At 38.1% G+C, this 22,884-nt stretch carries 23 protein-coding genes and 1 riboswitch; of the genes, 14 read left to right on the top strand and 9 right to left on the bottom strand.

All coding sequences use genetic code 11. The features are described 5' to 3' along the window. Entirely contained in the window at positions 1 to 3,054 is a 3,054-nt protein-coding gene (locus MHH37_RS18320) for an SMC family ATPase (RefSeq protein ID WP_342574148.1), read from the top strand. A gap of 56 nt (positions 3,055 to 3,110) precedes the next feature. Here MHH37_RS18320 and MHH37_RS18315 read toward each other — a convergent pair whose 3' ends face one another. Together MHH37_RS18315 and MHH37_RS18310 are read right to left on the bottom strand one after the other, a co-directional pair. Beyond that, positions 3,111 to 3,239 (bottom strand): hypothetical protein, encoded by a 129-nt coding sequence (locus tag MHH37_RS18315; RefSeq protein ID WP_008405671.1) that lies wholly within the window; start codon positions 3,237 to 3,239, stop codon positions 3,111 to 3,113. Positions 3,240 to 3,306: 67 nt separating this feature from the next. Further along, on the bottom strand, positions 3,307 to 3,639 hold the full coding sequence (locus MHH37_RS18310; RefSeq protein WP_342574147.1) for a DUF4870 domain-containing protein: 333 nt from the start codon (positions 3,637 to 3,639) through the stop codon (positions 3,307 to 3,309). 116 nt (positions 3,640 to 3,755) lie between these two features. Then, positions 3,756 to 3,864: riboswitch (TPP riboswitch) on the top strand. A gap of 130 nt (positions 3,865 to 3,994) precedes the next feature. Here MHH37_RS18310 and thiT point away from each other — a divergent pair. From thiT to MHH37_RS18290, 4 genes are all read left to right on the top strand, one after another. Then, positions 3,995 to 4,561 (top strand): energy-coupled thiamine transporter ThiT, encoded by a 567-nt coding sequence (gene thiT / locus MHH37_RS18305; RefSeq protein WP_014822689.1) that lies wholly within the window; start codon positions 3,995 to 3,997, stop codon positions 4,559 to 4,561. A gap of 190 nt (positions 4,562 to 4,751) precedes the next feature. Continuing rightward, positions 4,752 to 5,504, top strand: a complete 753-nt coding sequence (gene map, locus MHH37_RS18300; protein WP_008405676.1) for a type I methionyl aminopeptidase — start codon at positions 4,752 to 4,754, stop codon at positions 5,502 to 5,504. Positions 5,505 to 5,675: 171 nt separating this feature from the next. Next, positions 5,676 to 6,518 carry a polyphosphate kinase gene (locus MHH37_RS18295; protein ID WP_342574146.1) on the top strand — a complete coding sequence of 281 codons (843 nt, stop codon included), beginning with the start codon at positions 5,676 to 5,678 and terminating at the stop codon, positions 6,516 to 6,518. A gap of 72 nt (positions 6,519 to 6,590) precedes the next feature. Then, positions 6,591 to 7,151 carry a GNAT family protein gene (locus tag MHH37_RS18290; RefSeq protein ID WP_008405680.1) on the top strand — a complete coding sequence of 187 codons (561 nt, stop codon included), beginning with the start codon at positions 6,591 to 6,593 and terminating at the stop codon, positions 7,149 to 7,151. Positions 7,152 to 7,203: 52 nt separating this feature from the next. Here MHH37_RS18290 and MHH37_RS18285 read toward each other — a convergent pair whose 3' ends face one another. The 3 genes from MHH37_RS18285 to MHH37_RS18275 all read right to left on the bottom strand — a co-directional run bounded on the left by MHH37_RS18285 (position 7,204) and on the right by MHH37_RS18275 (position 9,531). Then, positions 7,204 to 7,773, bottom strand: coding sequence for a carbonic anhydrase (locus MHH37_RS18285; protein ID WP_008405682.1), 570 nt, complete (start codon positions 7,771 to 7,773; stop codon positions 7,204 to 7,206). Between the two features lie 159 nt (positions 7,774 to 7,932). Continuing rightward, on the bottom strand, positions 7,933 to 8,133 hold the full coding sequence (locus MHH37_RS18280; RefSeq protein ID WP_008405685.1) for a hypothetical protein: 201 nt from the start codon (positions 8,131 to 8,133) through the stop codon (positions 7,933 to 7,935). A 162-nt stretch (positions 8,134 to 8,295) separates the two neighbouring features. Beyond that, positions 8,296 to 9,531, bottom strand: a complete 1,236-nt coding sequence (locus tag MHH37_RS18275; protein ID WP_342574144.1) for an aminopeptidase — start codon at positions 9,529 to 9,531, stop codon at positions 8,296 to 8,298. A 191-nt stretch (positions 9,532 to 9,722) separates the two neighbouring features. Between MHH37_RS18275 and motA the strand changes: the two genes are divergently transcribed. The 4 genes from motA to MHH37_RS18255 all read left to right on the top strand — a co-directional run bounded on the left by motA (position 9,723) and on the right by MHH37_RS18255 (position 13,431). Continuing rightward, entirely contained in the window at positions 9,723 to 10,523 is an 801-nt protein-coding gene (motA, locus tag MHH37_RS18270) for a flagellar motor stator protein MotA (RefSeq protein WP_008405688.1), read from the top strand. Continuing rightward, positions 10,507 to 11,262 (top strand): flagellar motor protein MotB, encoded by a 756-nt coding sequence (motB, locus tag MHH37_RS18265; RefSeq protein WP_008405690.1) that lies wholly within the window; start codon positions 10,507 to 10,509, stop codon positions 11,260 to 11,262. The genes motA and motB overlap by 17 nt, the downstream gene beginning before the upstream one ends. A gap of 172 nt (positions 11,263 to 11,434) precedes the next feature. Further along, complete coding sequence (locus MHH37_RS18260; RefSeq protein ID WP_014822695.1) at positions 11,435 to 12,523, top strand: carbohydrate kinase; 1,089 nt, start codon at positions 11,435 to 11,437, stop codon at positions 12,521 to 12,523. Continuing rightward, positions 12,523 to 13,431: a pseudouridine-5'-phosphate glycosidase gene (locus MHH37_RS18255; RefSeq protein WP_008405693.1), complete on the top strand. Its 909-nt coding sequence runs from the start codon at positions 12,523 to 12,525 to the stop codon at positions 13,429 to 13,431. Before MHH37_RS18260 ends, MHH37_RS18255 begins: the two co-directional genes overlap by 1 nt. 85 nt (positions 13,432 to 13,516) lie before the next feature. On the opposite strand, the gene MHH37_RS18250 is transcribed toward MHH37_RS18255, so the two are convergent. Beyond that, on the bottom strand, positions 13,517 to 13,738 hold the full coding sequence (locus MHH37_RS18250) for a DUF1128 domain-containing protein (RefSeq protein WP_008405695.1): 222 nt from the start codon (positions 13,736 to 13,738) through the stop codon (positions 13,517 to 13,519). 183 nt (positions 13,739 to 13,921) lie between these two features. Between MHH37_RS18250 and MHH37_RS18245 the strand changes: the two genes are divergently transcribed. Continuing rightward, positions 13,922 to 14,251, top strand: a complete 330-nt coding sequence (locus MHH37_RS18245) for a hypothetical protein (protein WP_008405697.1) — start codon at positions 13,922 to 13,924, stop codon at positions 14,249 to 14,251. A gap of 54 nt (positions 14,252 to 14,305) precedes the next feature. After that, a complete protein-coding gene (locus MHH37_RS18240; protein ID WP_008405699.1) occupies positions 14,306 to 15,241 on the top strand; it encodes a YihY/virulence factor BrkB family protein in 936 nt (311 codons plus the stop codon). 67 nt (positions 15,242 to 15,308) lie between these two features. Here MHH37_RS18240 and MHH37_RS18235 read toward each other — a convergent pair whose 3' ends face one another. Together MHH37_RS18235 and MHH37_RS18230 are read right to left on the bottom strand one after the other, a co-directional pair. After that, entirely contained in the window at positions 15,309 to 15,458 is a 150-nt protein-coding gene (locus MHH37_RS18235; protein ID WP_342574143.1) for a hypothetical protein, read from the bottom strand. 33 nt (positions 15,459 to 15,491) lie between these two features. Beyond that, complete coding sequence (locus MHH37_RS18230; RefSeq protein WP_342574142.1) at positions 15,492 to 16,574, bottom strand: sugar diacid recognition domain-containing protein; 1,083 nt, start codon at positions 16,572 to 16,574, stop codon at positions 15,492 to 15,494. Positions 16,575 to 16,699: 125 nt separating this feature from the next. Here MHH37_RS18230 and MHH37_RS18225 point away from each other — a divergent pair, with 125 nt between their 5' ends. Together MHH37_RS18225 and MHH37_RS18220 are read left to right on the top strand one after the other, a co-directional pair. Further along, positions 16,700 to 17,818: a glycerate kinase gene (locus tag MHH37_RS18225; protein ID WP_342574141.1), complete on the top strand. Its 1,119-nt coding sequence runs from the start codon at positions 16,700 to 16,702 to the stop codon at positions 17,816 to 17,818. 14 nt (positions 17,819 to 17,832) lie between these two features. After that, on the top strand, positions 17,833 to 19,179 hold the full coding sequence (locus tag MHH37_RS18220) for a GntP family permease (RefSeq protein ID WP_342574140.1): 1,347 nt from the start codon (positions 17,833 to 17,835) through the stop codon (positions 19,177 to 19,179). A gap of 53 nt (positions 19,180 to 19,232) precedes the next feature. Here MHH37_RS18220 and MHH37_RS18215 read toward each other — a convergent pair whose 3' ends face one another. Further along, the gene (locus tag MHH37_RS18215; RefSeq protein WP_342574139.1) at positions 19,233 to 21,137 is read right to left on the bottom strand and encodes a heavy metal translocating P-type ATPase; all 1,905 of its coding nucleotides are present in this window, start codon (positions 21,135 to 21,137) and stop codon (positions 19,233 to 19,235) included. A 216-nt stretch (positions 21,138 to 21,353) separates the two neighbouring features. Here MHH37_RS18215 and MHH37_RS18210 point away from each other — a divergent pair, with 216 nt between their 5' ends. Then, positions 21,354 to 22,733: an L-cystine transporter gene (locus MHH37_RS18210; protein WP_342574138.1), complete on the top strand. Its 1,380-nt coding sequence runs from the start codon at positions 21,354 to 21,356 to the stop codon at positions 22,731 to 22,733. The last annotated feature ends 151 nt before the right edge of the window (positions 22,734 to 22,884 follow it).

Raw genomic sequence — 22,884 nt, 5'->3', positions numbered from 1 at the left:
ATGAAGCCAATAAAATTATCGATGACAGCATTTGGACCATATCATCAAAAAGAAGTCATTGATTTTACAAAACTCCATGAACATGGAATTTTTGTCGTTTCCGGTGCAACGGGCGCGGGAAAAACGACTATTTTTGATGCGATTACGTTTGCGCTTTATGATTCTGGAAGTGGTGAGGATCGGGAAAAGTCACTGTTTTTGCGCAGTGATTTTGCGGATGAAACAGTTGATACGGAAGTCGAACTGGAATTTGAAGTACGCGGTCGCCTTTACCGTATTTGGCGGAAATTTGGTCATGACGGGGCAAGTGCAAAACGCGAGTTTTTTGAAATTACGGATGGGGTCATTGTGCCCGCTGTAGAGAAGTTTCAAGTGAAGCTCATTCAGTCGAAAATTGAAGAACTGATCGGCTTAACACAGTCCCAGTTCAATCAAATCGTCATGCTGCCACAAGGAGAATTTCAAAAGCTCCTCACTTCGGAATCAAAGCATAAAGAAGAGATTTTCCGAAAAATTTTTAAAACGGAACGCTTTACGAAAATGGTGGAACTGCTGAAAGAGAAAAAGAATATTGCTGAAAAGCATTATGAACAAGCAAGGATGCAGCAGGATAATACGATTCATGATATTCGGTCCCGCCTCCCGCACAGAGACTCGGAACTGTTTACAGCTCTGAACAATGATGTCATTAATCTGTATCAAGTAAAAACGGCATTGGAAACAGAACAGCAATTTTATGAAGAGCAATGTGCTGCATTAAAAGGGGAATATGCAGCCTCGAAAACGCATTTACAAACGTTAGTTAAATCATTAAATGAGCAAAGGCTGTTAAATGAGCGAATTGAAAAGTTTTTAATCAGGAAAGCCCGGCTCGATGAATTGCTGCAGCAAAAGGATAAAATACAAGCAGAACAACAGAAACTTGTACTTGCAAAAAAGGCTAATCAAATAGAACCTTTAGAACGTGAATATGAGAAGGTAAAACGGCAGCTTGAACAAGCGGAAGTTTCCTTACAGAAAGCAAAGGCTGACTATGAACGTGCACAGGTACAACTTCTGCAGGCGACAAATTACTATCAGGAGCAAAAGCAGCATGAGCCACTGTTAGATGAATTTACGAAATCAATTTCACAGCTTGAACAGCTTGTCCCGATCTATCAATCGATTAATACGCAGCGGGAAAAGGTGGCAAAGCTTGCAGAAAACCAGAAAAACGCAAAGCAATTATTTGATAAGCTCCAAAAGGAAGCAGCTTCTTTAAAAGAAAAACATCAACAGCAGCAGGCTATTATAAATGAGCTGGAAGATGCGACAGTGACGTACCATGAAACGTATGAAGCACATGCTGTATTAACACGAAAAATTGAAATGGCAAAAGAAGTGGCTGCAATACAAAAGAATATAGAAACTTTAGTGAAACAGCTTGCTGATAAGAAACAAATTGCCGATGGAGCGCAACAGAAGCTGCAAAATATGGAGCAGCAAATACGCAGCAATCAGGCAGCGTTTCTAGCGGCTTCATTACATCATGGGGAAGCATGTCCTGTATGTGGGAGCACGGAGCATCCAGCCATTCATAATAGCGAAGCGTTTACCATTGATGAAAATGCACTGGAACATCTTCGTCAAGAAGGCGACCGTGCTATGCAAAGCTTTTATCAGGTCAATTCGAAATTGGATGTTGAAAAGGCAGCATTGGAACAGAAAAGAAATGCTCTAGAGTTACTGAACGTTGATCTTTCACAACTACATTATTATGAACAGCAATTGGCCGAACTGACTGAGCAATTGACAAAGCAAAAGCAGCAGCAGGCACAGCTCATCACTGAAAAGAAAACGATGGCACAGCTTATTGAAAGTAAAGAAGTGCTGCAAGGCCGTATTGAAAAAGGGCAGCAATATGTAGTCGATATCGATAAACAATATGCACAAGAAAAAGGGAAGCTTGAGCAAAGTGAGCAGTCATTATTGCCTCAGTTTTCTACATTGGATGAAGTAACACAAGAATTGGCCAGCCAGCAGCAAAAACACCGCCATTTAAAAAGTGCAATTCAAAGTGCACTGGAGGCAATGCAAAAAATCCAATTAGATGAAAAATCTTGTGAAGTGAACCATCTACATGCACAAAACCTTGTAACAGAAAAACAGCAGGAGACTCTTTCAGCGCAAAAAGCGTTTGATACAGCATTGCAGCAAGAAAGTTTTGACTTGGAAACATATAAGAATGCGTTACTGCCATTAAATGTTCAGCAGCAAATTCAGGATGAAGTTGAAGCTTACAAGCAAAATGTTCATACATTATCTGTTCAAATTTCCGAGGAAGAACCTTTGCTCGAAGGAAAAGAACGGGCTGATTTAACGGCAAGTGAGCAACAGATTCATGAGCTGAATGAGCAAATCGAGGCACAGTATTCTAAAATTACATTAACCCAGTCCTATGTGGAGCAATGTGAGGAAACTCTCGAAAAACTTGACCAATCCGCACAGCAGATCGAAAGCTATAAAGCGAAACTGATACAGGTGGAGCATGTTTATAATTTAATCCGTGGACAAAACGATTCGAAAATTTCATTTGAGCGATTTGTGCAAATTGGTTATTTGGAAAAAGTAACCCATGCGGCAAATGAACGATTACGTGTCTTATCAAATGGTCAATACTTCCTGAAATCGACAGGTCGTAAAGAAGGAAATGCACAAAGCGGGCTCAGTATCGATGTATATGACAGCCATACAGGACAAACGCGGGATGTAAAAACATTGTCCGGCGGTGAAAAATTCAATGCCTCACTTTCATTAGCATTAGGAATGGCCGATGTTATTCAAAGTGTTCAAGGAAGTGTGCATATCGATACGATGTTTATCGATGAAGGCTTCGGTACATTGGATGAGGAGGCGTTAAGACGGGCAATCGATATTTTGATCGATCTTCAGCAAACAGGCCGCTTAATCGGCGTCATCTCCCATGTGGCTGAATTAAAAGCAGCAATGCCTGCCATTTTACAAGTCCAAAAGCTAAAAGAAGGCTATAGTAAAACAGAAATTATTATTAAATAAAAGACAACAAAAAACACATTTCACACGAGTTTTAGTGCGAAATGTGTTTTTCTGCGTTAACGTTTTGGCGTTCGTCGTGTAGTTGCTGGTTGGGGTGCAGATTTTTTATCCATCATTTTTTTAATGATCGGGTACACGATCGGTCCATATTTAATTGCGGTTTTAATGAGTTTATTTAATTTCATGATATACACTCCTTAACGAATACATTTCGTATAAAAAATATACCCAAAGAAGGAGCTATCATAAACATTAACGTAAAACTTTAATCGCTTGGACTAGATTCCAAATCGCCAGAATAAACGTAATAAGGACTAAAATAATAAATCCGATAAAATGTGAACTAATAAAGAAATCCTGCACGCTCACTGTCAAAGTATTATTCCAGGAAAGAACGGAAGTGAAAAAGTAAATCATGTACAAAATCCCTAACAGTATTGGAATAAGTTGAGAAATAAAAGCTTTTTTAGAATGGCCTTTAACGGCTTCATCTTTCGTAACGATAAATATAATTACCGGTAAAATAAACGGTGCAAAATAAAAGCTCAAATAGCTTAGTGCACTTAAACCTTTCGATTGATCCATCATTTATCACTCCTTCGTATCTATTATATGTAATTCTAGTACGTTTCAAAATAATAGCTGTTGAAAGTTGTAGAAATATTCGTTACAATGAGCATGTTCAAACAATAAAAATTTAGATGTACCACAAGGGGTGCCGAGAAAGTCGGCTGAGATTGTGCACGGGATTGCACTGACTCTTTGAACCTGTAAGTTAGCACTTGCGTAGGGATGTGGATAGAATCCGACTGTTCAAACGATAGTCAGGCTTTTGTCCTGATTATCGTTTTTTGCTTTTTCTAAATATCTAGAAGAAGTAAAAGTTCCATTCTATCCCTCTTCACTTTTGTTACATCGGAGAAAAGAAAGGGGAATTGTTATGGACAGAAAAAAATTATTGATGATGGTGGAGATAGCGATATTTGCTGCCATCGGACTTGTATTGGACCAAGTATCTTTTAAAATGTGGGCACAGGGCGGGTCAATCAGCTTTGTTATGGTACCGATTATGTTAATGGCCATTCGTTGGGGACTAACAGCAGGACTTGCAACAGGCTTACTGATCGGCGTTATGCAAATGATGTTCGGCGCTTACATAGTACACTGGCTTCAGGCGATTTTAGATTACGGTCTTGCCTTTACAGTAGTAGGATTAGCGGCAATTGTAAGAAAGCCATTATTACAGGCAACACAATCACTCAATAAAGTAAAAATGGCAATTTATATCGTTATAGGAGCTCTAATAGGCGGAGCTTTAAGATTTGTTTCGCACTTGCTCGCAGGTGTCGTGTTCTTTAAAGAGTACGCAGGCGATGATAATGTGTGGATCTACTCAATAATTTATAACAGTACTTATATGGTACCTGCTACAATAATTACAGCGGTTATTGCAGTTATATTATTCACATCTGCACCCCGTTTACTCCAAAAAGCACAAACACCATAATGAATTGAAAACTCAAAGCTTGCAGCAAGGGATTATTTTCCCGTTGCAAGCTTTTTCTAATTTCTATTGTACAATGTCGTATTAATTTAATCATAAATCCAAATAATTTTAAAATCCTTGAACAATTACAACCGATATTAAGTATGCTATAGTTAAGGGTAGACATTGTTTAAGAGGAAGGAAGTTACACATGATTGTTACTACACAAGAAGAAATAGAAGCGTTTAAAAAAATTGGACGCATTTGTGCTGAAATTCGCGAGGCAATGAAAGCTGCGACAGTACCTGGCGTGACAACGAAAGAATTAGATGAAATTGCAGGCCGTATGTTTGCGGAAGCAGGCGCGGTTTCTGGTCCTAAAGGCGAATACGATTTTCCGGGATATACATGCATTTCAGTAAATCACGAAGTTGCACATGGCATTCCAGGGAACAAGGTTATTCAGGACGGCGATATCGTTAACATTGATGTTTCGGGCTCTTTAAACGGATACTTTGCAGATACAGGTATTTCTTTTGTTGTTGGTGAAGGTTATGAAGATAAAGAAAAACTTTGCTCTGTAGCAAAATCAGCATTTGACCGTGCGATGACAAAGGTTAAAGCAGGTTCGAAATTAAATCAGATCGGTAAAGCTGTAGAGCGTGAAGCACGTGATCACGGGTTGACGGTAATTATGAACTTAACAGGACACGGCTTAGGTAAATCATTACACGAAGAACCAAACCATGTATTGAACTATTACGATGCTTGGGATACGACAATCATGAAAGAAGGCATGGTGTTGGCGGTAGAGCCGTTCATTTCGGCGAAGGCTGAGCACATCGTAGAATCAGGTGACGGCTGGACATTTATTACACCGGATAAATCATTAGTTGCACAGATCGAACACTCGATTATTGTAACGAAAGATAAACCAATTATTTTAACAACATTGGAAGACTAAATTATAACCGTGGGTGCATATATAAGTGCGCCCGCGTTTTTTTGTTCTATTAAAACAGGATGCCAACATAAAATAATCAAATGATTCAAATAAATAACCGCAACAATTACCAATTCCATACACTTTCGAGTAAAATATACATAATAAATGGAATAGGGGAGGCAGCACTATTTGAAAAAGCTACAAGATGTGGATTTATCGCAAAAACTGGAGAAGGAAATCTATAAGAAGCAATTGAAAGCTTTGCAATATGAAATGCTAAATGCCCAGCAATTTTTATTTAATAATAAAATTGGCCTTATTATTGCATTTGAAGGAATGGATGCAGCAGGAAAAGGGGGAGCGATTAAGCGTTTAACAGAGCGTATCGATCCGCGTGGGTTAATGGTATGGCCAATTTCTGCCCCACAGCCCCATGAGATGCGCTATCATTATATGCAACGCTTTTGGAGAAAGTTGCCGCAGCATGGCCAGATTGCGATTTTTGATCGCTCTTGGTATGGTCGGGTGCTGGTGGAGCGTATAGAGGGTTTTGCTGAAGAAGCAGAATGGAAGCGTGCTTATGAAGAAATAAATAGTTTTGAGAAGCAATTGACAGATGAAGATTATATAATGATTAAATTTTGGATTCATATCGATTCGGATGAACAGCTTAAACGTTTTAATGAAAGAGCAGCCGATCCATATAAATCATGGAAATTGACGGCTGAAGATTGGCGGAACCGTGATAAATTTAATTTATATTGTGAGGCAGCCGATGAAATGTTTGAAAAAACTGATTCGGAAGACGCTCCTTGGCACTTAATTCCGGGGAACGACAAAAATTATGCACGTGTTCAAGTACTTAAAGAAGTAGTTACCCATATAGAAAAAGAAGTTAAAAAGCGCGGATTAAAGCTAACGAACATTTTCGAAAGCGGTAATAAAACAACTGCACATAAAGAAAAATCGGAATTTATAGATATAATACCAAAGCCTGTAAAATCAAAAAAGAAAAAGTTGAAAAAACGGTAGCAAGCTTTGAAATGAAATGTAGGTGGTTCAATGAAAAGCTTATTCAAGCTATTTCACAAGAAGGAGGGTCCAATGGTTCAACTTATTGGGCAACAATGTTCGCTTCGTACGTTTACCCCGTCGGATGCGAAAGGATTGGCAAAATTATTAAATGACAATAAAATGTATTGGTCCGAATTTGAGCCATTACATCACGATGAATTTTATACAGAACAAGTACAGTACAATAAAATTTTAGAAAGCATACATTTGCTGCAGTCAAACAGGGAATTTTCATTCGGCATTTTTTATAATGCAACAGGTCAGTTAATCGGGCATATTTCACTCTATTCAATTAAACGTTTACCTTATTCAAGCGGTTTTATCGGCTATTCGATGGATGAGAAGTTTACAGGTAGAGGAATTGTCACTGAAGCAGTGCGTCTAATAATGGAATTCGCTTTTATTACTTTAAATATTCACCGGATTGAGGCATATGTCGCCCCGCAAAATTCTGCTTCTATTCGTGTATTGGAAAAGTCGGGCTTTACAAGAGAAGGGTTATTACGAGAGCTATTGTATATAAACGGAAAATGGGTGGATCATTATATGTACGCCATTTTACAGCGGGAATATAAAGGGGCCACATTATAAAAAATAGCGGCAGTGCTCATTATATTGAGCGCTGTCGCTAATTACTTATTACTTATTTTTGTTCAACTGTGCCGTCTGTTACTAAATCAAGTTTTCCTGTTGCAGGATCGATGATAAGACCATGTACTGGAACGCCTTTTGGCATTAATGGATGTGTTCTGACTAAGTCCACACTTTTTAATACACTTGTTTTAACATCCCCAAAACCGCGTAACCATTCTTTTAAATCAAAACGGGCATAATTGATGACATCAATCGTTTCCTGTTTAACCCCGCGTTCAAGCATATGGCCGATCATTACGTTCGGATCAACTGCACTCATTCCACAGTCATAGTGGCCGATAATATATACTTCATCTGCCTGTAATTCATAAACGGCTACAAGTAAACTGCGCATAATCCCGCCGAATGGGTGATTTACGATTGCCCCTGCACTTTTTACAACTTTGACATCCCCATTGCGCAAGTTCATAGCTTTAGGTAGTAATTCTACTAAACGTGTATCCATACAAGATAAAACTACAATTTTCTTATCTGGAAACTTCGTTGTGGCATATTGTTCATATTGTTTTTCTTCTACGAATTTTTCGTTAAATTCTAAAATCGTTTGCAATGCAGACATTGTTCTTCAAACCCCTTTCGATTCTTGTTTTATTTTAAAATATTTTTTAGATAATTCAAACAAATGCGCACTAATAAAGTTAAAAATAAAATAAATAAAGAAGAAGTGATGTATTAATATCAAAAAAACAACCACTCAATAGAGTGGTTGTAAAAAAATTTAATGATGATGGTGACCATCCAATGATTTTTCGTTTGGCGCAAATGTATTTGCCTTTGAATCTACTATAACAGAGTCGTGTGATTGTAAACCAATACGTAAGTACATAATAAACATAAATAAGAATACAAGAAGTATAACCGTAAACCCTAACACTAACGTATAGTAGTCAGATAAGAACGGATAATGGTGATCAAACATTATAAAAACTCCTCTCTATTTAGTAATAACAATCATTAACCAATTATACCCTATTAAATTGGAACATTGTAGGGTAATTTAGTTAGTTAATGTAGAAAAAACTGTAAATATGGCGACATCTTGAAATTTTATTTATCGGTAAAGCCGGAAGTGAAACAGCGGTTAAAATGCCCAGTTCCCATTACGGAAAACTGGTTCGCTTTGCCCATCAGCTGTAACACCATCAATATTCATCAGTTCAGAACCAATCATGAAGTCGACATGTGTAATGCTCTCATTTAAACCGTGAGCTTTTAACTCATCAGACGACATTGACTTGCCGCCTTCGATACAAAATGCGTAGGCGCTGCCAATTGCCAAGTGATTTGATGCATTTTCATCGAATAGTGTATTGTAAAACAAAATATTCGATTGTGAAATTGGAGAATGGAATGGAACAAGCGCCACTTCTCCTAAATAATGTGATCCCTCATCTGTAGCAACAAGATTTTTTAATACTTCTTCGCCTTGTGCTGCCTCTACTTGAATAATACGACCGTTTTCAAATGTAAGTTTAAAGTTATCGATAATATTACCACCATAGCTTAATGGTTTTGTACTAGATACATACCCGTTTACACCATCTTTATGTGGTACTGTAAAAACTTCTTCTGTCGGCATATTTGCCATAAACTCTTCGCCTTTTTCGTTAATACTGCCTGCCCCACACCATAAATGTCTTTTAGGAAGCTCGATCGTCAAGTCCGTCCCTGGAGCTGTATAGTGTAATTTTGCATAGTTTTTATTGTTTAAGTAATCAACTTTTTCATGCAAGTTGTCATTATGCTGTGCCCATGCTTCTACCGGGTTATCCAGATCCGCACGTGTTGCTTTAAAGATGGCATCCCATAATGCCTCTACTTGCTTTTCTTCCGGCAAATCAGGAAATACTTTACGAGCCCACTGTTTAGATGGAGCTGCAATGACCGTCCAGCTAATTTTATCTGACTGAACATACTGACGATATTTGTTCAATGCAGTGCCTGAAGCCTTTTGGAATGATGCAATACGTTTTGAATCAATGCCAGACAGTAAATCGGGGCTTTGGGATACGATGCTCATAAATGCCGCACCTTCTTCAGCAAGCCATTCACGTTCCTGTACTTTCCAAGGCGGGAAGAAATCGAAAGAATCCGCCGGTGCCAACTCATATCGAGTACGTGTAATTTGATCATCTGTATAATCTACAAATACTTGTTTGGCTCCAATTTCATAAGCGATTTTTGTCACTACTTGTACAAATGGTGCCGATTCGATAGAGGCTGCAATATACAAATATTGATTTGGCTGAATATTGACACCGATTTTTACTGCTAGTTCTGCGTATTTCGTTAGCTTTGCTTCGAACGTTGAATTCATTGATTCATTCCTCCAATAATTATCTTAAAAATTAGTTAATTCTTAACCTATTATTACTCATATTCCAGCTCAGAAAAGAACAATAATGTGTCAAAAATAAAAAAATCTTCTTATAACTAGTGTAAAGGAAGTTAATAAAAATTTAAATATACCGAAATAAGAAAAGACATCGTAATTTGGAGGTACTACATATGGATATTTCATCAGTTGTTGGGGTTATCATCGCCTTTATCGCCCTGTTATTCGGGATGTTTTTAAAGGGCGTTACACCGGAAGTGTTAATAAACCCTGCTGCTATTTTAATTATTATTTTTGGTACGATTGCTGCAGTTACAATCGCTTTCCCAATGAAGGAATTAAAAAGAATTCCAAAGCTTTTTAAAATTTTATTTTCAGAAACAAAACTCGCGAGTGATATCGACTTGATCAAAATGTTTTCACAATGGGCAGATTTAGCTCGTCGTGAAGGGCTATTGGCATTAGAAAGCAAAGCAGCTGAAATTGAAGATCCATTTTTAAAAAATGGACTGACATTAGCAATTGATGGACAAAACGCAGACTATATTCGCGATGTTTTAACAGAGGAAGTTGAAGCGCTGGAAGACCGCCATGCAAGTGGAGCAGGCATTTTTTCACAAGCAGGTACTTATGCACCGACACTTGGGGTATTAGGTGCTGTAGTAGGCCTTATTGCTGCATTAAAAGATATGTCTGATATTGATAAATTAGGACACGCCATTTCAGCGGCCTTTGTTGCGACATTATTAGGTATCTTTACTGGGTACGTATTATGGCATCCTTTTGCAAACAAGTTAAAACGTAAATCCGCTGTAGAAGTTAAGCAAAAGCTAATGATGATTGAAGGGATTTTATCCGTACTTGAAGGTGAAGCACCTCGTGTAATCGAGCAAAAGCTGGCTTCATATTTAACAATGGAAGAACGTAAGCAAATTACCGAAAGCGGGGCGGGTGGCCTTGGCAAAGAAGCGTAAAAGACATAAAAAGCATGAGGAACATATTGACGAGTCCTGGTTAGTACCTTATGCAGATATATTAACTCTATTACTAGCATTATTTATTGTACTTTTTGCATCAAGCTCAGTGGATGAGAAAAAATTGGAGCAAATGTCTGCAGTATTTAATAATATTTTTACCGGTGGCACAGGTGTAATGGACAACTCATCTATCATACAAACACCGGATAACTCTACACCAACAGGTATCTCTAAATATATGGAAGATCAGCAACGCCTACATGAAACGCAAAACCGTGTGGACGAGTTTATTGCGATTAATGAGCTGGAAGACCAGTTTGAAACGAAAATGACAGAAGAGGGATTATTAATTACCATCCGGGACAGTATTTTATTCGATATGGGACGAGCAGATGTGAAAGCGGAATATGCAACAATTGCTGACGAGCTTGCTCAATTATTAATGTTTGATCCACCGCGTAATATTGTCATTACTGGTCATACAGATAATGTACCGATTAAGACACCTGAATTCGATTCCAACTGGGATCTGTCTGTAATGCGTGCAGTAAACTTCATGAAAGAAATCGTTTCGGGAAATGAACAACTTGATTCCAAATACTTCAGTGTAAAAGGTTTCGGAGAATTCCAGCCGATAGCTACGAATGATACTCAAGAAGGCAGAGCCAAAAACCGCCGTGTTGAAGTGCTCGTACAGCCACGTATAGCAGAAAATGGCGATGTAATAGTAGAATAGCAAGAAAGCTGTTTGGAAGGGAAACTTTCCAAACAGCTTTTTTATTATGTCACAGCTCATAAAAGAAGAAAGTACTTCCATACTACGCAAGACGAAAAATTTAATATTAATTTGACATTAGGTAAACAAAAGTTTATAATTATAAACAAATGTTTGATTAGAGGTGATAAAGTTGAATGAAAAGGAAAAATTGATTTTCCAATTAATAAAGAAGAATCCCTACTTATCACAACAGGAAATGGCAGAACAACTGGGAATGTCCAGGCCAGCGCTTGCTAATATAATCTCATCGCTTATAAAACGAGGGGAAATTTTAGGACGTGCCTATGTTTTGCCAGAGAAAAATCAAATCATTGCAATTGGTGGTGCCAATATCGATCGTAAATTCACTATTGAGCAAAATGTCCAATTAGGGACTTCCAATCCTGCTTCTGTTACAGAATCGGTAGGCGGTGTTGCCCGCAATATCGCTGAAAACTTAGGGCGGTTAGGCAACCGTGTTTCCTTAATTACCGTAATGGGTGAAGATCATGATAGTGCATTTATTGAACAAAATTGTAAGAGTATGATGAATGTGGATTTAGTAGAGAAATTAAACGATTATAATACAGGTTCTTATACAGCAGTACTTGATAATATGGGTGAACTGGTAATATCGATGGCAAATATGGCGATTTATGATCAGTTGTTGCCGAGTATTTTAAAAAAGCACGAAGCGATACTACAAAATGCCAGCTGTATTGTCATTGACTTGAACAGCCCATTAGAAACAGTAGAATATATTAGGAATTTCGCAATAGAGCGTAATATCGCATTGGCGGTTATCCCTGTTTCTTCACCTAAGATGAAAAATATGTCGCAGGATCTGCACGGTATCCGTTACTTTATTTGCAATCGAGATGAAGCGGAAAGCTATTTAAATGTGAAGCTGGAAACATATAGCCAATATGAAAAGGCTGTTAACATGTTGTTGCAAAAAGGAGCGGAGCATGTTGTGCTCACTCTTGGCGAACATGGAGTAATGGTGGGGAACGAAGGTAATATAGTACACTACAAAGCCATTGCAACTAGAAATATAGTAGATGTTACAGGTGCCGGAGATGCTTTTGTTAGTGCATTTTTACATGGTGTATTAAACGATGAAGAGCTTGAAGAAGCAATCCAGCTCGGGTTGGTAAATGCATCGAAAACATTGCAATCGGATAAAACAGTACGTGAAGATTTAACAAAAGATAACTTAATTGAATGGAGGAATTTATAATGAAACAATATTTATCATATTCACAAGAGGTATTAGAAGCTAAAGAGAAAGGCTTACCAATCGTAGCGTTGGAATCAACAATTATTTCACACGGTATGCCATATCCTCAAAATGTACAAACAGCTCGTGAAGTAGAACAAATTATTCGTGATGGCGGTGCAGTACCGGCAACAATCGCATTAATCGATGGGAAAATTAAAATCGGTTTATCTGATGAAGAATTAGAAATGTTCGGTAATGCTCAAGGTGTAGCAAAAACAAGCCGTCGTGATATTGGCTATTTACTTGCAACAAAGAAAATCGGTGCAACTACTGTAGCGGCAACAATGATCTGTGCTGAGCTTGCTGGTATTGAACTATTCGTAACAGGCGGTATTGGTGGGGTTCACCGTGGCGCTGAAACTACAATGGATATTTCTGCAGACTTGGAAGAGCTGGCAATGACAAATGTGGCTGTAGTATGTGCAGGTGCCAAATCAATTTTAGACATCGGTTTAACATTGGAATACCTTGAAACTAAAGGTGTACCGGTAATTGGTTACGGAACAGATAAATTGCCTGCATTCTATGCACGTGAAAGTGAATTCGATGTAAATATCCGCGTTGATTCTGCAGAAGAAACTGCTGCAATTCTACGTGCTAAGTGGGATTTAGGTTTACGTGGCGGTGCATTGATCGCTAATCCGATCCCAGTAGAAGATGCTATGGAATCAAGTGTTATTGACGGAATTATTGACAATGCATTAAATGAAGCGAAAGAACAAGGCATCGCAGGCAAAAATGTAACGCCATTCTTATTAGGTAAAGTGAAAGAGCTGACAGAAGGTAAATCACTGGATGCCAATATTGCCCTTGTTAAACATAATGCCCGTGTAGGTGCAAAAATTGCTGTCGAATTAAATAAATAATTAATATTTCCTGGGGAATAGGGAATAAAAAAAGAAGCTTGTCGAATTAATCGATGAGCTTCTTTTTCACACTATGCAATTGATGTTATTTACGAAGGGCGCCTAGTTCAGCTACGATGGCATTCATTTCACTTGGGCTAAATGAATCGCGTTTCATAACCATTTCGTATAAATATTGTAGATCTTCGTATTTTTCTTCATCAAATGCAGAAGACTGCATAGCATCAACATTTACCATACGAAGTTTTTCTTTAATTTGCTCGATCATATAAATGACATTCTGTTGCGACGGGTTGGATAAGTCCATAATTTTTGCCCCTACCTTTCAATGTTTACAAAAATATCATTTCATGCAACCATCAACTTGTCAACAGGATAAAGTTGACTGAATACTTTTAATAATATTGGATATTCGTTAAAATACATATAGATAAGTTTTATGAAAAAGTATTAGGGGAATACGAAAGCATATAGTAGGAGGAGAAAACTAATGAAAAGTAAACTATTACCTTTTATAGCAATTGGAGCAGTAACAGGTGCAGCAATTAGTATGTTGGATAAACAAACACGTGAGCATACTGTAGAAACAGCAAAGAAAGCAAAAGATACAGTAGCATACTATGCTGAAAATCGTGATGAATTAGTGGCTTTGGTAGAAACTAAGATGGAACAAGCACAATCTTTGTATGGGACAGTAAATAATGGTGTCCAATCAATTATGCAAAATGAAAATGATATTAAAGAGTTACCTGCTACAATTCAAAGTATGGTTTCAGAAACGATTCAGGCTTTCTCAAAAAAGGATGAACAAATCGGGTAATCGGATGTCCATGATATCCACTGAATCAATATAATGTGAACAGGTGGTGGCAGCATGGAAGAAAAGGGAGAACTAAAAGAAAAGATTTCGCTAGTTAAATCATATGTTTCACCGGATCGTAGCCAAATAGATATACTGACGACAAAAGGGTTTATCCAAGATTTAATTTATCGAACTAAAAATGTGGACATGTCAGGGATGGGGGCACAGTTGGCCTATTTTTTCCTGTTATCATTTTTCCCTATGCTTATTTTTATGGTAACGCTTTTACCTTACTTAAATTTGGAACAAGGGCAAATATTCGATTTTTTAAGTGATGTTATGCCTGAAGAAGTATATGGACTGATCGAAACGACATTAACAGATGTTCTGAACAATCAAAACGGCGGTTTACTTTCAATCGGTATTATTGGTACACTATGGTCTGCCTCTAGAGGTGTAGATGCACTGATGAAATCATTAAACCGTGCCTATGATGTAGAAGGAAGAGCAGGATTTTTAAACCGTTTATGGTCACTTGTTTTTACAATTGCATTAGTTGCAGTTATTTTAATAGCACTTGTATTCCCGGTTTTTGGTCAGCAGATCGGCAATATCGTATTCGGCTATTTAGGTGTAGAGGAGTCATTCGCAAACGTTTGGACCTTTGTGCGCTGGATTACGCCGCCAACACTTATTTTCATCGTAATATCAGTCATGTATTGGATTGTCCCGAATACAGATCCTCGGTTAACGATGTTCAGTGTGATTCCGGGTGCTGTTTTTGCGACTTTGGGCTGGCTTGTATTAACGTACGGGTTCTCATTCTATATTAATAATTTCGGCAATTACAGTTCAACATACGGCAGTATCGGCGGGGTCATTATTTTAATGCTTTGGCTATATTTCACAGGAATGATCATCATATTAGGTGGATTGCTTAATGCGTCATTCCAAAAAAGGCAACTTGCTAAAGAAAGTAAAAAGCAAGCCAAATCACCTGTTTTTTAGGTGGAAATTAGATAATCCAGAAATGCTATTTTTCTCAAAGAGAAAAATAGCATTTATTTGCTGAGCGTTAAAAATTGATTTCCATTCCGGGACGCTTTCCGCGGGCGTGGCTTGAGCCTGTAGTCTCAGGCGTCACGCTATTCCCGCAGGAGTCGCCCTCCATTCCAATCAATTTTACAAAATATCCGTTCTTAATAATGTTTTTCTTCTTATCCATCGGTACTTCTACTTCTATCCCAACCTCATTTTTTTATAGGTTCAGTCCTTCACGATGCCATAGTGCGATTTGCAGTTTTAATGCATCATGAAACTCAGTAGGATTTAAATGGGTATGCTCTCTAATTTGAGAAAGCCGGTAAGCTAACGTATGTCGGTGTATTTCCAATTCGTCGGCAGTCGCTGAAGCTGACTTATTATTATTAAAAAAGCATTGCAATGTAGCAACTAATTTATCATCCAGTTGATTCAATGTTTTTATACTGTAGTGATGGGCTACCTCTGGATTAAATAAGGTGAATACTTCAACTTCCTGATGGTAGATTACTTTCGAGACGGTATGGTGATGCTTTAAAGCTAACTGTGCTGTTTTATAGGAATGCGGTAACCGTTCAAGATTTTCAACATGTTCACCGACAGCAATTTTAATACTGAATTTGCTTTTTATATAAGTATTAAATGCTTCCACTATTTTTGTTAAAGTTGTTTGATTCAATTCTGTAGTTAAAATAAAGTATTCATCTAGCTGAAAGTGTCCAAAGATAACGGGTTTGTTATAAAAGAAATCATCGATATATTGTATGAGTGTCCGATGGGAACCAGTCTTTTGTTCGGCCTTTAATAATATGATGCAATAGGGGGCAATAAAGGGTATGGCCAGTTTATTTATCCGTTCTTTTACAAACCGATTTATAGAAGTCCCACTAATTAGTTCCTCAAAAATATGTACACTCATTTTCCGCTGCCATTCGCTTTTAGATTCAATAAGAGCCTGATGGACTAATACCTCTGCTGTTAACTGAACTAATGAAGAAATATTTAGCAGTTCCTCATCGACCACACCGGTAATTCCAATAATACAAACGATTTCCTCCTGAAAAAAGATCGGCAAATTTATCCCGTGCTTAGTTTGCGGGAAATCATGAATATTGTCGTCTGATATTATGAGCGTTTTCTTCGATTCTGCTACAAACTTCGCGCCTTCATGAAACTTTTCCACCCGTTCCTTATCACCGGAAGCTAATATAATACCGTCAATGCTCATTACATTTACATTACGCTTTAACCGCAGCATTGTTTGTTCTACAATTTCATTTGCCAGTCTTATTGTTAACAATTTATACACCTCGTATAAAAATAAAGTAGTAATTAATAAAAAATTATACAACAAGTATAAAGTAAATTCAGAATATTACTACTATAATTTTTGTAAGCGCTTTATTCATGTGAGGGAGGAATCAAATGAAGATTATTATAAGTCCGGATTCCTTTAAAGGGACATTGTCTTCCGGAGAGGTTACATCAGTGATAAAGGAAGCAATTAAAAAGGTGGACAATAAGATTGAAACAATTTGTTTGCCGATTGCAGATGGCGGCGAAGGAACCCTTGATGCATTAGTCAAAGCTACAAAAGGAAAGTATTTGACAGCGTCGGTTCAAAATCCTTTAGGGAAGCGGATTGAAGCAAAATATGGAGTGCTGGGCGATGGGAAAACTTGTGTGATAGAAATGGCTCAGGCGTCAGGGTTAACACTTATAAATGAAGAAGAAAAAAACCCCCGTTTTGCAACAACATACGGAACAGGTCAATTAATCCAACATGCAATGGATACAGGTTATCGTCACTTTATTATCGGTATAGGAGGAAGCGCTACAAATGATGGTGGCCAGGGAATGCTAAGGGCACTTGGAATGAAATTCATAGACAAAGATGGTAATGAAATTTTAAACGACGTATACCAATTTAATGCACTTGAAAAAATCGATTTGTCTAATTTTGATTCACGAATTTCTGAAAGTACATTTATGATTGCCTGTGATGTAGATAACCCGTTAATAGGTTCGAATGGAGCTACAGCTGTATTTGGGCCACAAAAAGGGGTAGAGCCGCATGATATTAATATATTTGATCAAAATTTAAATCATTATATTACTATAATCGAATCACAGCAAAACGTAAAAGTCCGTCATCGTGCAGGTGCAGGTGCGGCTGGTGGAATTGGCTCGGCGTTTATGGCCTTTTTTCCGCACCAATTTAAGCCTGGTGTAGATATTGTGCTAGAAGCAGTGCAATTTACAAATCACCTGGAAAAAGCGGATTTTGTCATTACAGGTGAAGGGAAATCGGATGAGCAAACACTTTCCGGAAAAGCGCCAATAGGGGTTGCTAAGCTGGCAAAAGAAAAAGGTGTGCCAACAATTTTAATTTCGGGAATGATTGAAAATTCCAGTATTCTAAAAACCTATTTTCATCAAGTTGAAAGTATTGTCGGTAATGATATTTCGGCGGAGCAATCATTAAATAATCCAAGTTATTATTTGGAAAAAAGGGTTACGGATTTAATAAAAAGATTAATATAAAGGAGTGGGGAGAAATGTTGTTTCTAATTATTCTGATTGGTGTGTTGTTCATTGTCTTTGCAACGGCAAAACTTAAGCTGCATCCTTTTCTTGCATTATTAATTAGTTCATTCTTTGTTGGTATTGCAGCGGGTATGCCTTTGTTAACAGTTGTAGAAAGTATTAACACAGGGTTTGGAGGGCTGATGACGAGCATTGGTATCGTCATCGTAGCAGGTACGATTATTGGAATTATATTAGAAAAATCCGGCGCTGCATATCGTATGGCTGAAGTCGTATTGCGGGTAATTGGACCAAAACGACCGCAATTAGCAATGTCGATCATTGGCTACATTGTATCCATTCCGGTATTTTGTGATTCAGGCTATATCATTTTAACAAGTTTAAAGAAAGCGCTGGCTAAACGCGCAGGCGTAACAATTGCCTCAATGGCAGTTGCTTTAGCTACGGGATTATATGCGACCCACGTACTCGTACCGCCTACACCAGGACCGATTGCGGCTGCTGGAAATATTGGTGCAGCAGATTATTTAGGCACAATCATTTTAATAGGATTAATCGTTGCTATTCCAGCAACAATCGTAGGCTATATTTGGGCGACGAAAGTAGCATCGAAAATTCGGGTTGAGGCAGATGATGAGCCGGCATTGGATTACGATGAAATTATTAAGTCGTTTGGTAAAATGCCTTCTACATTCAAGTCATTCTTACCAATTGTATTGCCGATTGTATTGATCGGGGCAGGTTCTGTCGCTGCATTAGTAGGTGACCCGGAAGCGGGAGTTAATACGTTCTTCAGATTTTTAGGTTCACCGACAGTTGCACTTATATTAGGGGTCTTTGGTGCCTTTTTACTATTGCCTGAACTGAGTGAAGAAACATTATCCAACTGGATCGGTGAAGCATTAAAAGAAGCAGCACCAATTTTATTAATCACAGGTGCTGGTGGCGCATTTGGTACGGTTATTAAAAATACAGGCGTCGGTGATAAACTGCAGGAAATGGATTTGGGTGCTTTAGCAACAGGCGCATTATTTTTATTAGTTCCGTTTTTAATTGCCGCTGCTCTAAAAACAGCGCAAGGTTCTTCAACTGCAGCATTAGTTATTACATCTTCTTTAATTGCACCGATGCTACCGACTTTAGGAATCGAAGGGGCAGTGCCGTTAGCATTAGTCGTTATGGCAATTGGTGCGGGATCTATGACAGTTAGTCATGTAAACGATAGTTTCTTCTGGGTAATTACTCAATACAGCGGAATGAAAGTTACGGATGCATATAAAGCGCAAACGATGGCAACTTTGCTGATGGGTTTAACGACAATTATCTTCACAATGGCATTATGGTTTGTACTAGTTTAATAGAGAAAGCAAAAAGGTGCATCCTGTTGTTGGGATGCACCTTTATTATTGGACTAAACATTTTTACTCAGCATACGTAATCCATTTAAAATAACTAAAATCGTACTGCCTTCATGACCAATAACGCCTAGAGGAAGGCTGATTGCTTGGAAAAAGTTCGAAATGATCAGCAGAGCAATAACCGTTAATGAAAAAATAATGTTCTGTTTCACGATACGCTGCATTTTTCGCGAAAGCTTAACGGCATGGGCAATTTTAGATAAGTCGTTTTTCATTAATATTACATCCGCTGTCTCTAGTGCGACATCTGTACCGCCACCCATTGCAATACCGACGGAGGCAGTAGCAAGGGCAGGGGCATCATTGATACCGTCACCAACCATGCCGACATGGCCCGATGTTTTTTCGTATTGCTTAATATGCTCGACCTTCGTTTCCGGCAAGCACTCCGCCACATAAGTCGAAACACCAGCTTCTTTTGCAATTGCTTTTGCGGTTGTTTCATTGTCACCAGTCAGCATGGCTACATTAATACCTAGCTCTTGCAGTGCAGCTACCGCCTTTTTTGCCTCTTCCCGAACGACATCTTTTAGGGCGATAAGTGCCGCAATGCCTTGGTGATCTTTTAGAAATACAACTGTTTTACCTTCATTCGCTAATTGTTCGAGCGCTCCATCAGCAAATTGTTTTGCCAATTTTGCTCCAACAAAGTCAGGTTTTCCGATTATATAGGATTGTTCATTAAACTGCGCTTTCATTCCGTAACCAGGAATATCTTCAATGGTAATATTTTGCTCGTTGATGACATCCTGCTCCTTTGCGAATGCGTTAATTGCCTGCGCAAGAGGGTGGTTTGATTGTCCTTCAATCCCTGCTATTAAAGCTAACGTCTGCTGTTTGTCTAAATCATCACGAACAATAAAATCTGTCACAACAGGTGTTCCTTGTGTTAATGTACCAGTCTTATCTACTGCCAATACGCGGATCGAGCTTAAATTTTCTAAATGCACACCGCCTTTAACAAGTATCCCGTTTCTCGCACCATTGGAAATCGCTGAAAGGGTAGCCGGCATAATAGAAGCAACTAATGCACAAGGAGAAGCAACAACAAGTAATACCATTGCGCGGTAAAGAGTTGTCGTCCAATCCCAGTCTAATAAATAGTGCGGTAAAAACATCATGAGTGCTACGGCCAATAATACTGCTTTTACATACACACTTTCAAAGCGTTCAATAAACTGTTGGGAAGGTGATTTTTCGCTTTGTGCCGATTGAACAAGTGTAATGATTTTTTGGAACAATGTTTCGGAACTAGGCTTCGTTACTTTTACAGTTAACACACTGTTTAAATTTACGGTACCGGCAAAAACTTCATTTCCCGCATTTTTCGTGATAGGCATTGATTCACCGGTAATCGCTGCCTCATCAACTGTTGAAATACCTTTATAAATTTCGCCATCTGCCGGAATACGTTCACCTGGTTTTACTAATATGTGATCGTTTACCTTCAAATCTTTTACGGAAACTTTAATCGGTTCAAATCCGCCTCGTACAAGCCATGCTTCCTCTGGCTGCAGTTCCATTAATGAAGAGATTTCACGATTGTTTTTATTCATTGCATATGTTTCAAGTGCGCCGCTTAAGGCAAATATAAAGATTAATATAGCACCTTCCATCCAGTAACCGATAATGGCAGAACCAATGGCAGCAATAATCATTAAAATTTCTACATTTAAAGACTTGCTTTCTATTGTATTTTCAATACCTTCTTTTGCTTTTGCATATCCACCGATAAAAAATGCTGTTAAATATGCGATTACAGCGGCTGTCGTTTGCTCTGTTGACTCCATTCGCCACGCGAGCAAAATGATAAAGCCGGATACTAAAGCAGCAATTAATTCTTTGTGTTCTAGGATTTTCTCATTTAATGATAAGTTTTCTCGATTAGAATTAATCATAAATACCTCCTTGATAATGATTATTAATATTGATAAGGACTGATAATGAATTTCAATTAGATTAGAATTATTTCTTATTTAGAATAATTATAATATAGGTTATTTATTTTGTAAATAACATACAATAGAGAATTAAAAAAAATTAATGCCAACTTGACTTATAAGGATTATAGAGTAATATAATGGAGTACATTTATAAAATTGGAGGAGTTTACTTTGAATTTCTACGTATTGCTTAATATTGCTTTGCTGCTTATTGTCATTGCTTTTTTATATTTCCTTAAAACGAAGCATGTTAAGTTTTCAAATCGTGTTTTTATCGCCTTAGGGTTAGGTATTATACTTGGGATAGGATTACAATTTGCATATGGGGTAGGGTCGGATGCCATTAATGAAACTGTGCCATGGTACAACATCGTCGGAACTGGCTATGTAAAGTTACTGCAGATGATTGCGATGCCTTTAGTATTCATTTCGATATTAGCTGCATTTACAAAAGTGACATTTGGTAAAAACTTAGGTAAGTCAGCAGCGGTTATTTTATCAGTTTTAATCAGTACAACTGCTGTTGCAGCTGGTTTAGGTATTGCATCAACTGTCTTATTTGACTTAGATGCATCTCAAATTATGCAAGGTGAAGCTGAAATTGCACGTGGTGAATCATTGGTTGAACGTTCGGCAGAAGTGACACCTTTACCTGAACAGATTTTATCAATGTTTCCTGCAAATCCATTTGCGGATTTAACAGGATCTCGCGCAACGTCAACAATTGGGGTTGTAATTTTTGCGGCATTTTTAGGATTTAGTTATTTAACACTCCGTCGTAAAGAAGAAGAAACGGCGGCAAATGTTAAAAAAGGTGTCGATGCACTTTACGGTTTAATCATGGGTGTTGTACGTATTATTTTACGTTTAACTCCATATGGTGTAGCTGCCATTATGGCACGTACCGTTGCAACGAGTGATTTAGGGGCGATTATGGATTTAGGTAAATTCATCCTAGCTTCTTATGTTGCATTGATCGCTATGTTCATTCTGCATTTAATCATTGTGGCATTAACAGGTTTAAGTCCATTAACTTATTTGAAAAAAACAGCTGAAGTACTGCTGTTTGCATTTACTTCACGTTCAAGTGCAGGAGCATTACCGTTAAATATTCAAACGCAGACAAAGCGTCTTGGTGTTCCGGATGGCATTGCCAACTTTGCTGCTTCATTTGGTCTTTCAATCGGGCAAAATGGTTGTGCGGGTGTTTATCCGGCAATGTTGGCAGTAATGATTGCACCGACAGTAGGTATTGATCCGTTAACACCTGGCTTTATCGCAACATTAATTTTAATTGTGGCGATTAGTTCATTTGGTGTGGCAGGTGTAGGTGGTGGAGCGACATTCGCAGCCATTATCGTCTTATCTGCAATGGATTTACCGATTGCGTTAGCAGGTGTTTTAATTTCGGTAGAACCTTTAATCGACATGGGTCGTACAGCGCTTAATGTAAGCGGGTCAATGGTTTCAGGTGTCGTATCAAGCCGTGCAACAAAAGAGCTCGATACAACAGTCTACAATGAACCAGCCGATACACAATTAGTTCAATGACATTAAAAAGTAAGAGGGTGGGACATAACCCAAAAATGCCATTTTTCTCTTAGAGAAAAATGGCATTTTTTGCTGAGCGTAAAAATTGATTTCCATTTCGGGACGCTTTCCGCGGGCGTGGCCTGAGCCTGTAGTCTCAGGCGTCACGCTA

It is taken from the genome of Solibacillus sp. FSL K6-1781, from assembly GCF_038630735.1.
Lineage (GTDB): Bacteria > Bacillota > Bacilli > Bacillales_A > Planococcaceae > Solibacillus > Solibacillus silvestris.
The sequence above is the reverse complement of the archived record's forward strand: the minus strand, read 5'-3'. Positions and strand labels throughout refer to the sequence as shown.

Bases quoted from the DNA above. Each gene is read 5' to 3' on its own strand.
- MHH37_RS18320 (WP_342574148.1), top strand. From the start codon at position 1: ATGAAGCCAATAAAATTATCGATGACAGCATTTGGACCATATCATCAA.
- MHH37_RS18315 (WP_008405671.1), bottom strand. From the start codon at position 3,239: ATGAAATTAAATAAACTCATTAAAACCGCAATTAAATATGGACCGATC.
- MHH37_RS18310 (WP_342574147.1), bottom strand. From the start codon at position 3,639: ATGGATCAATCGAAAGGTTTAAGTGCACTAAGCTATTTGAGCTTTTAT.
- thiT (WP_014822689.1), top strand. From the start codon at position 3,995: ATGGACAGAAAAAAATTATTGATGATGGTGGAGATAGCGATATTTGCT.
- map (WP_008405676.1), top strand. From the start codon at position 4,752: ATGATTGTTACTACACAAGAAGAAATAGAAGCGTTTAAAAAAATTGGA.
- MHH37_RS18290 (WP_008405680.1), top strand. From the start codon at position 6,591: ATGGTTCAACTTATTGGGCAACAATGTTCGCTTCGTACGTTTACCCCG.
- MHH37_RS18285 (WP_008405682.1), bottom strand. From the start codon at position 7,773: ATGTCTGCATTGCAAACGATTTTAGAATTTAACGAAAAATTCGTAGAA.
- MHH37_RS18280 (WP_008405685.1), bottom strand. From the start codon at position 8,133: ATGTTTGATCACCATTATCCGTTCTTATCTGACTACTATACGTTAGTG.
- MHH37_RS18275 (WP_342574144.1), bottom strand. From the start codon at position 9,531: ATGAATTCAACGTTCGAAGCAAAGCTAACGAAATACGCAGAACTAGCA.
- motA (WP_008405688.1), top strand. From the start codon at position 9,723: ATGGATATTTCATCAGTTGTTGGGGTTATCATCGCCTTTATCGCCCTG.
- MHH37_RS18255 (WP_008405693.1), top strand. From the start codon at position 12,523: ATGAAACAATATTTATCATATTCACAAGAGGTATTAGAAGCTAAAGAG.
- MHH37_RS18250 (WP_008405695.1), bottom strand. From the start codon at position 13,738: ATGGACTTATCCAACCCGTCGCAACAGAATGTCATTTATATGATCGAG.
- MHH37_RS18245 (WP_008405697.1), top strand. From the start codon at position 13,922: ATGAAAAGTAAACTATTACCTTTTATAGCAATTGGAGCAGTAACAGGT.
- MHH37_RS18240 (WP_008405699.1), top strand. From the start codon at position 14,306: ATGGAAGAAAAGGGAGAACTAAAAGAAAAGATTTCGCTAGTTAAATCA.
- MHH37_RS18235 (WP_342574143.1), bottom strand. From the start codon at position 15,458: ATGGATAAGAAGAAAAACATTATTAAGAACGGATATTTTGTAAAATTG.
- MHH37_RS18225 (WP_342574141.1), top strand. From the start codon at position 16,700: ATGAAGATTATTATAAGTCCGGATTCCTTTAAAGGGACATTGTCTTCC.
- MHH37_RS18220 (WP_342574140.1), top strand. From the start codon at position 17,833: ATGTTGTTTCTAATTATTCTGATTGGTGTGTTGTTCATTGTCTTTGCA.
- MHH37_RS18215 (WP_342574139.1), bottom strand. From the start codon at position 21,137: ATGATTAATTCTAATCGAGAAAACTTATCATTAAATGAGAAAATCCTA.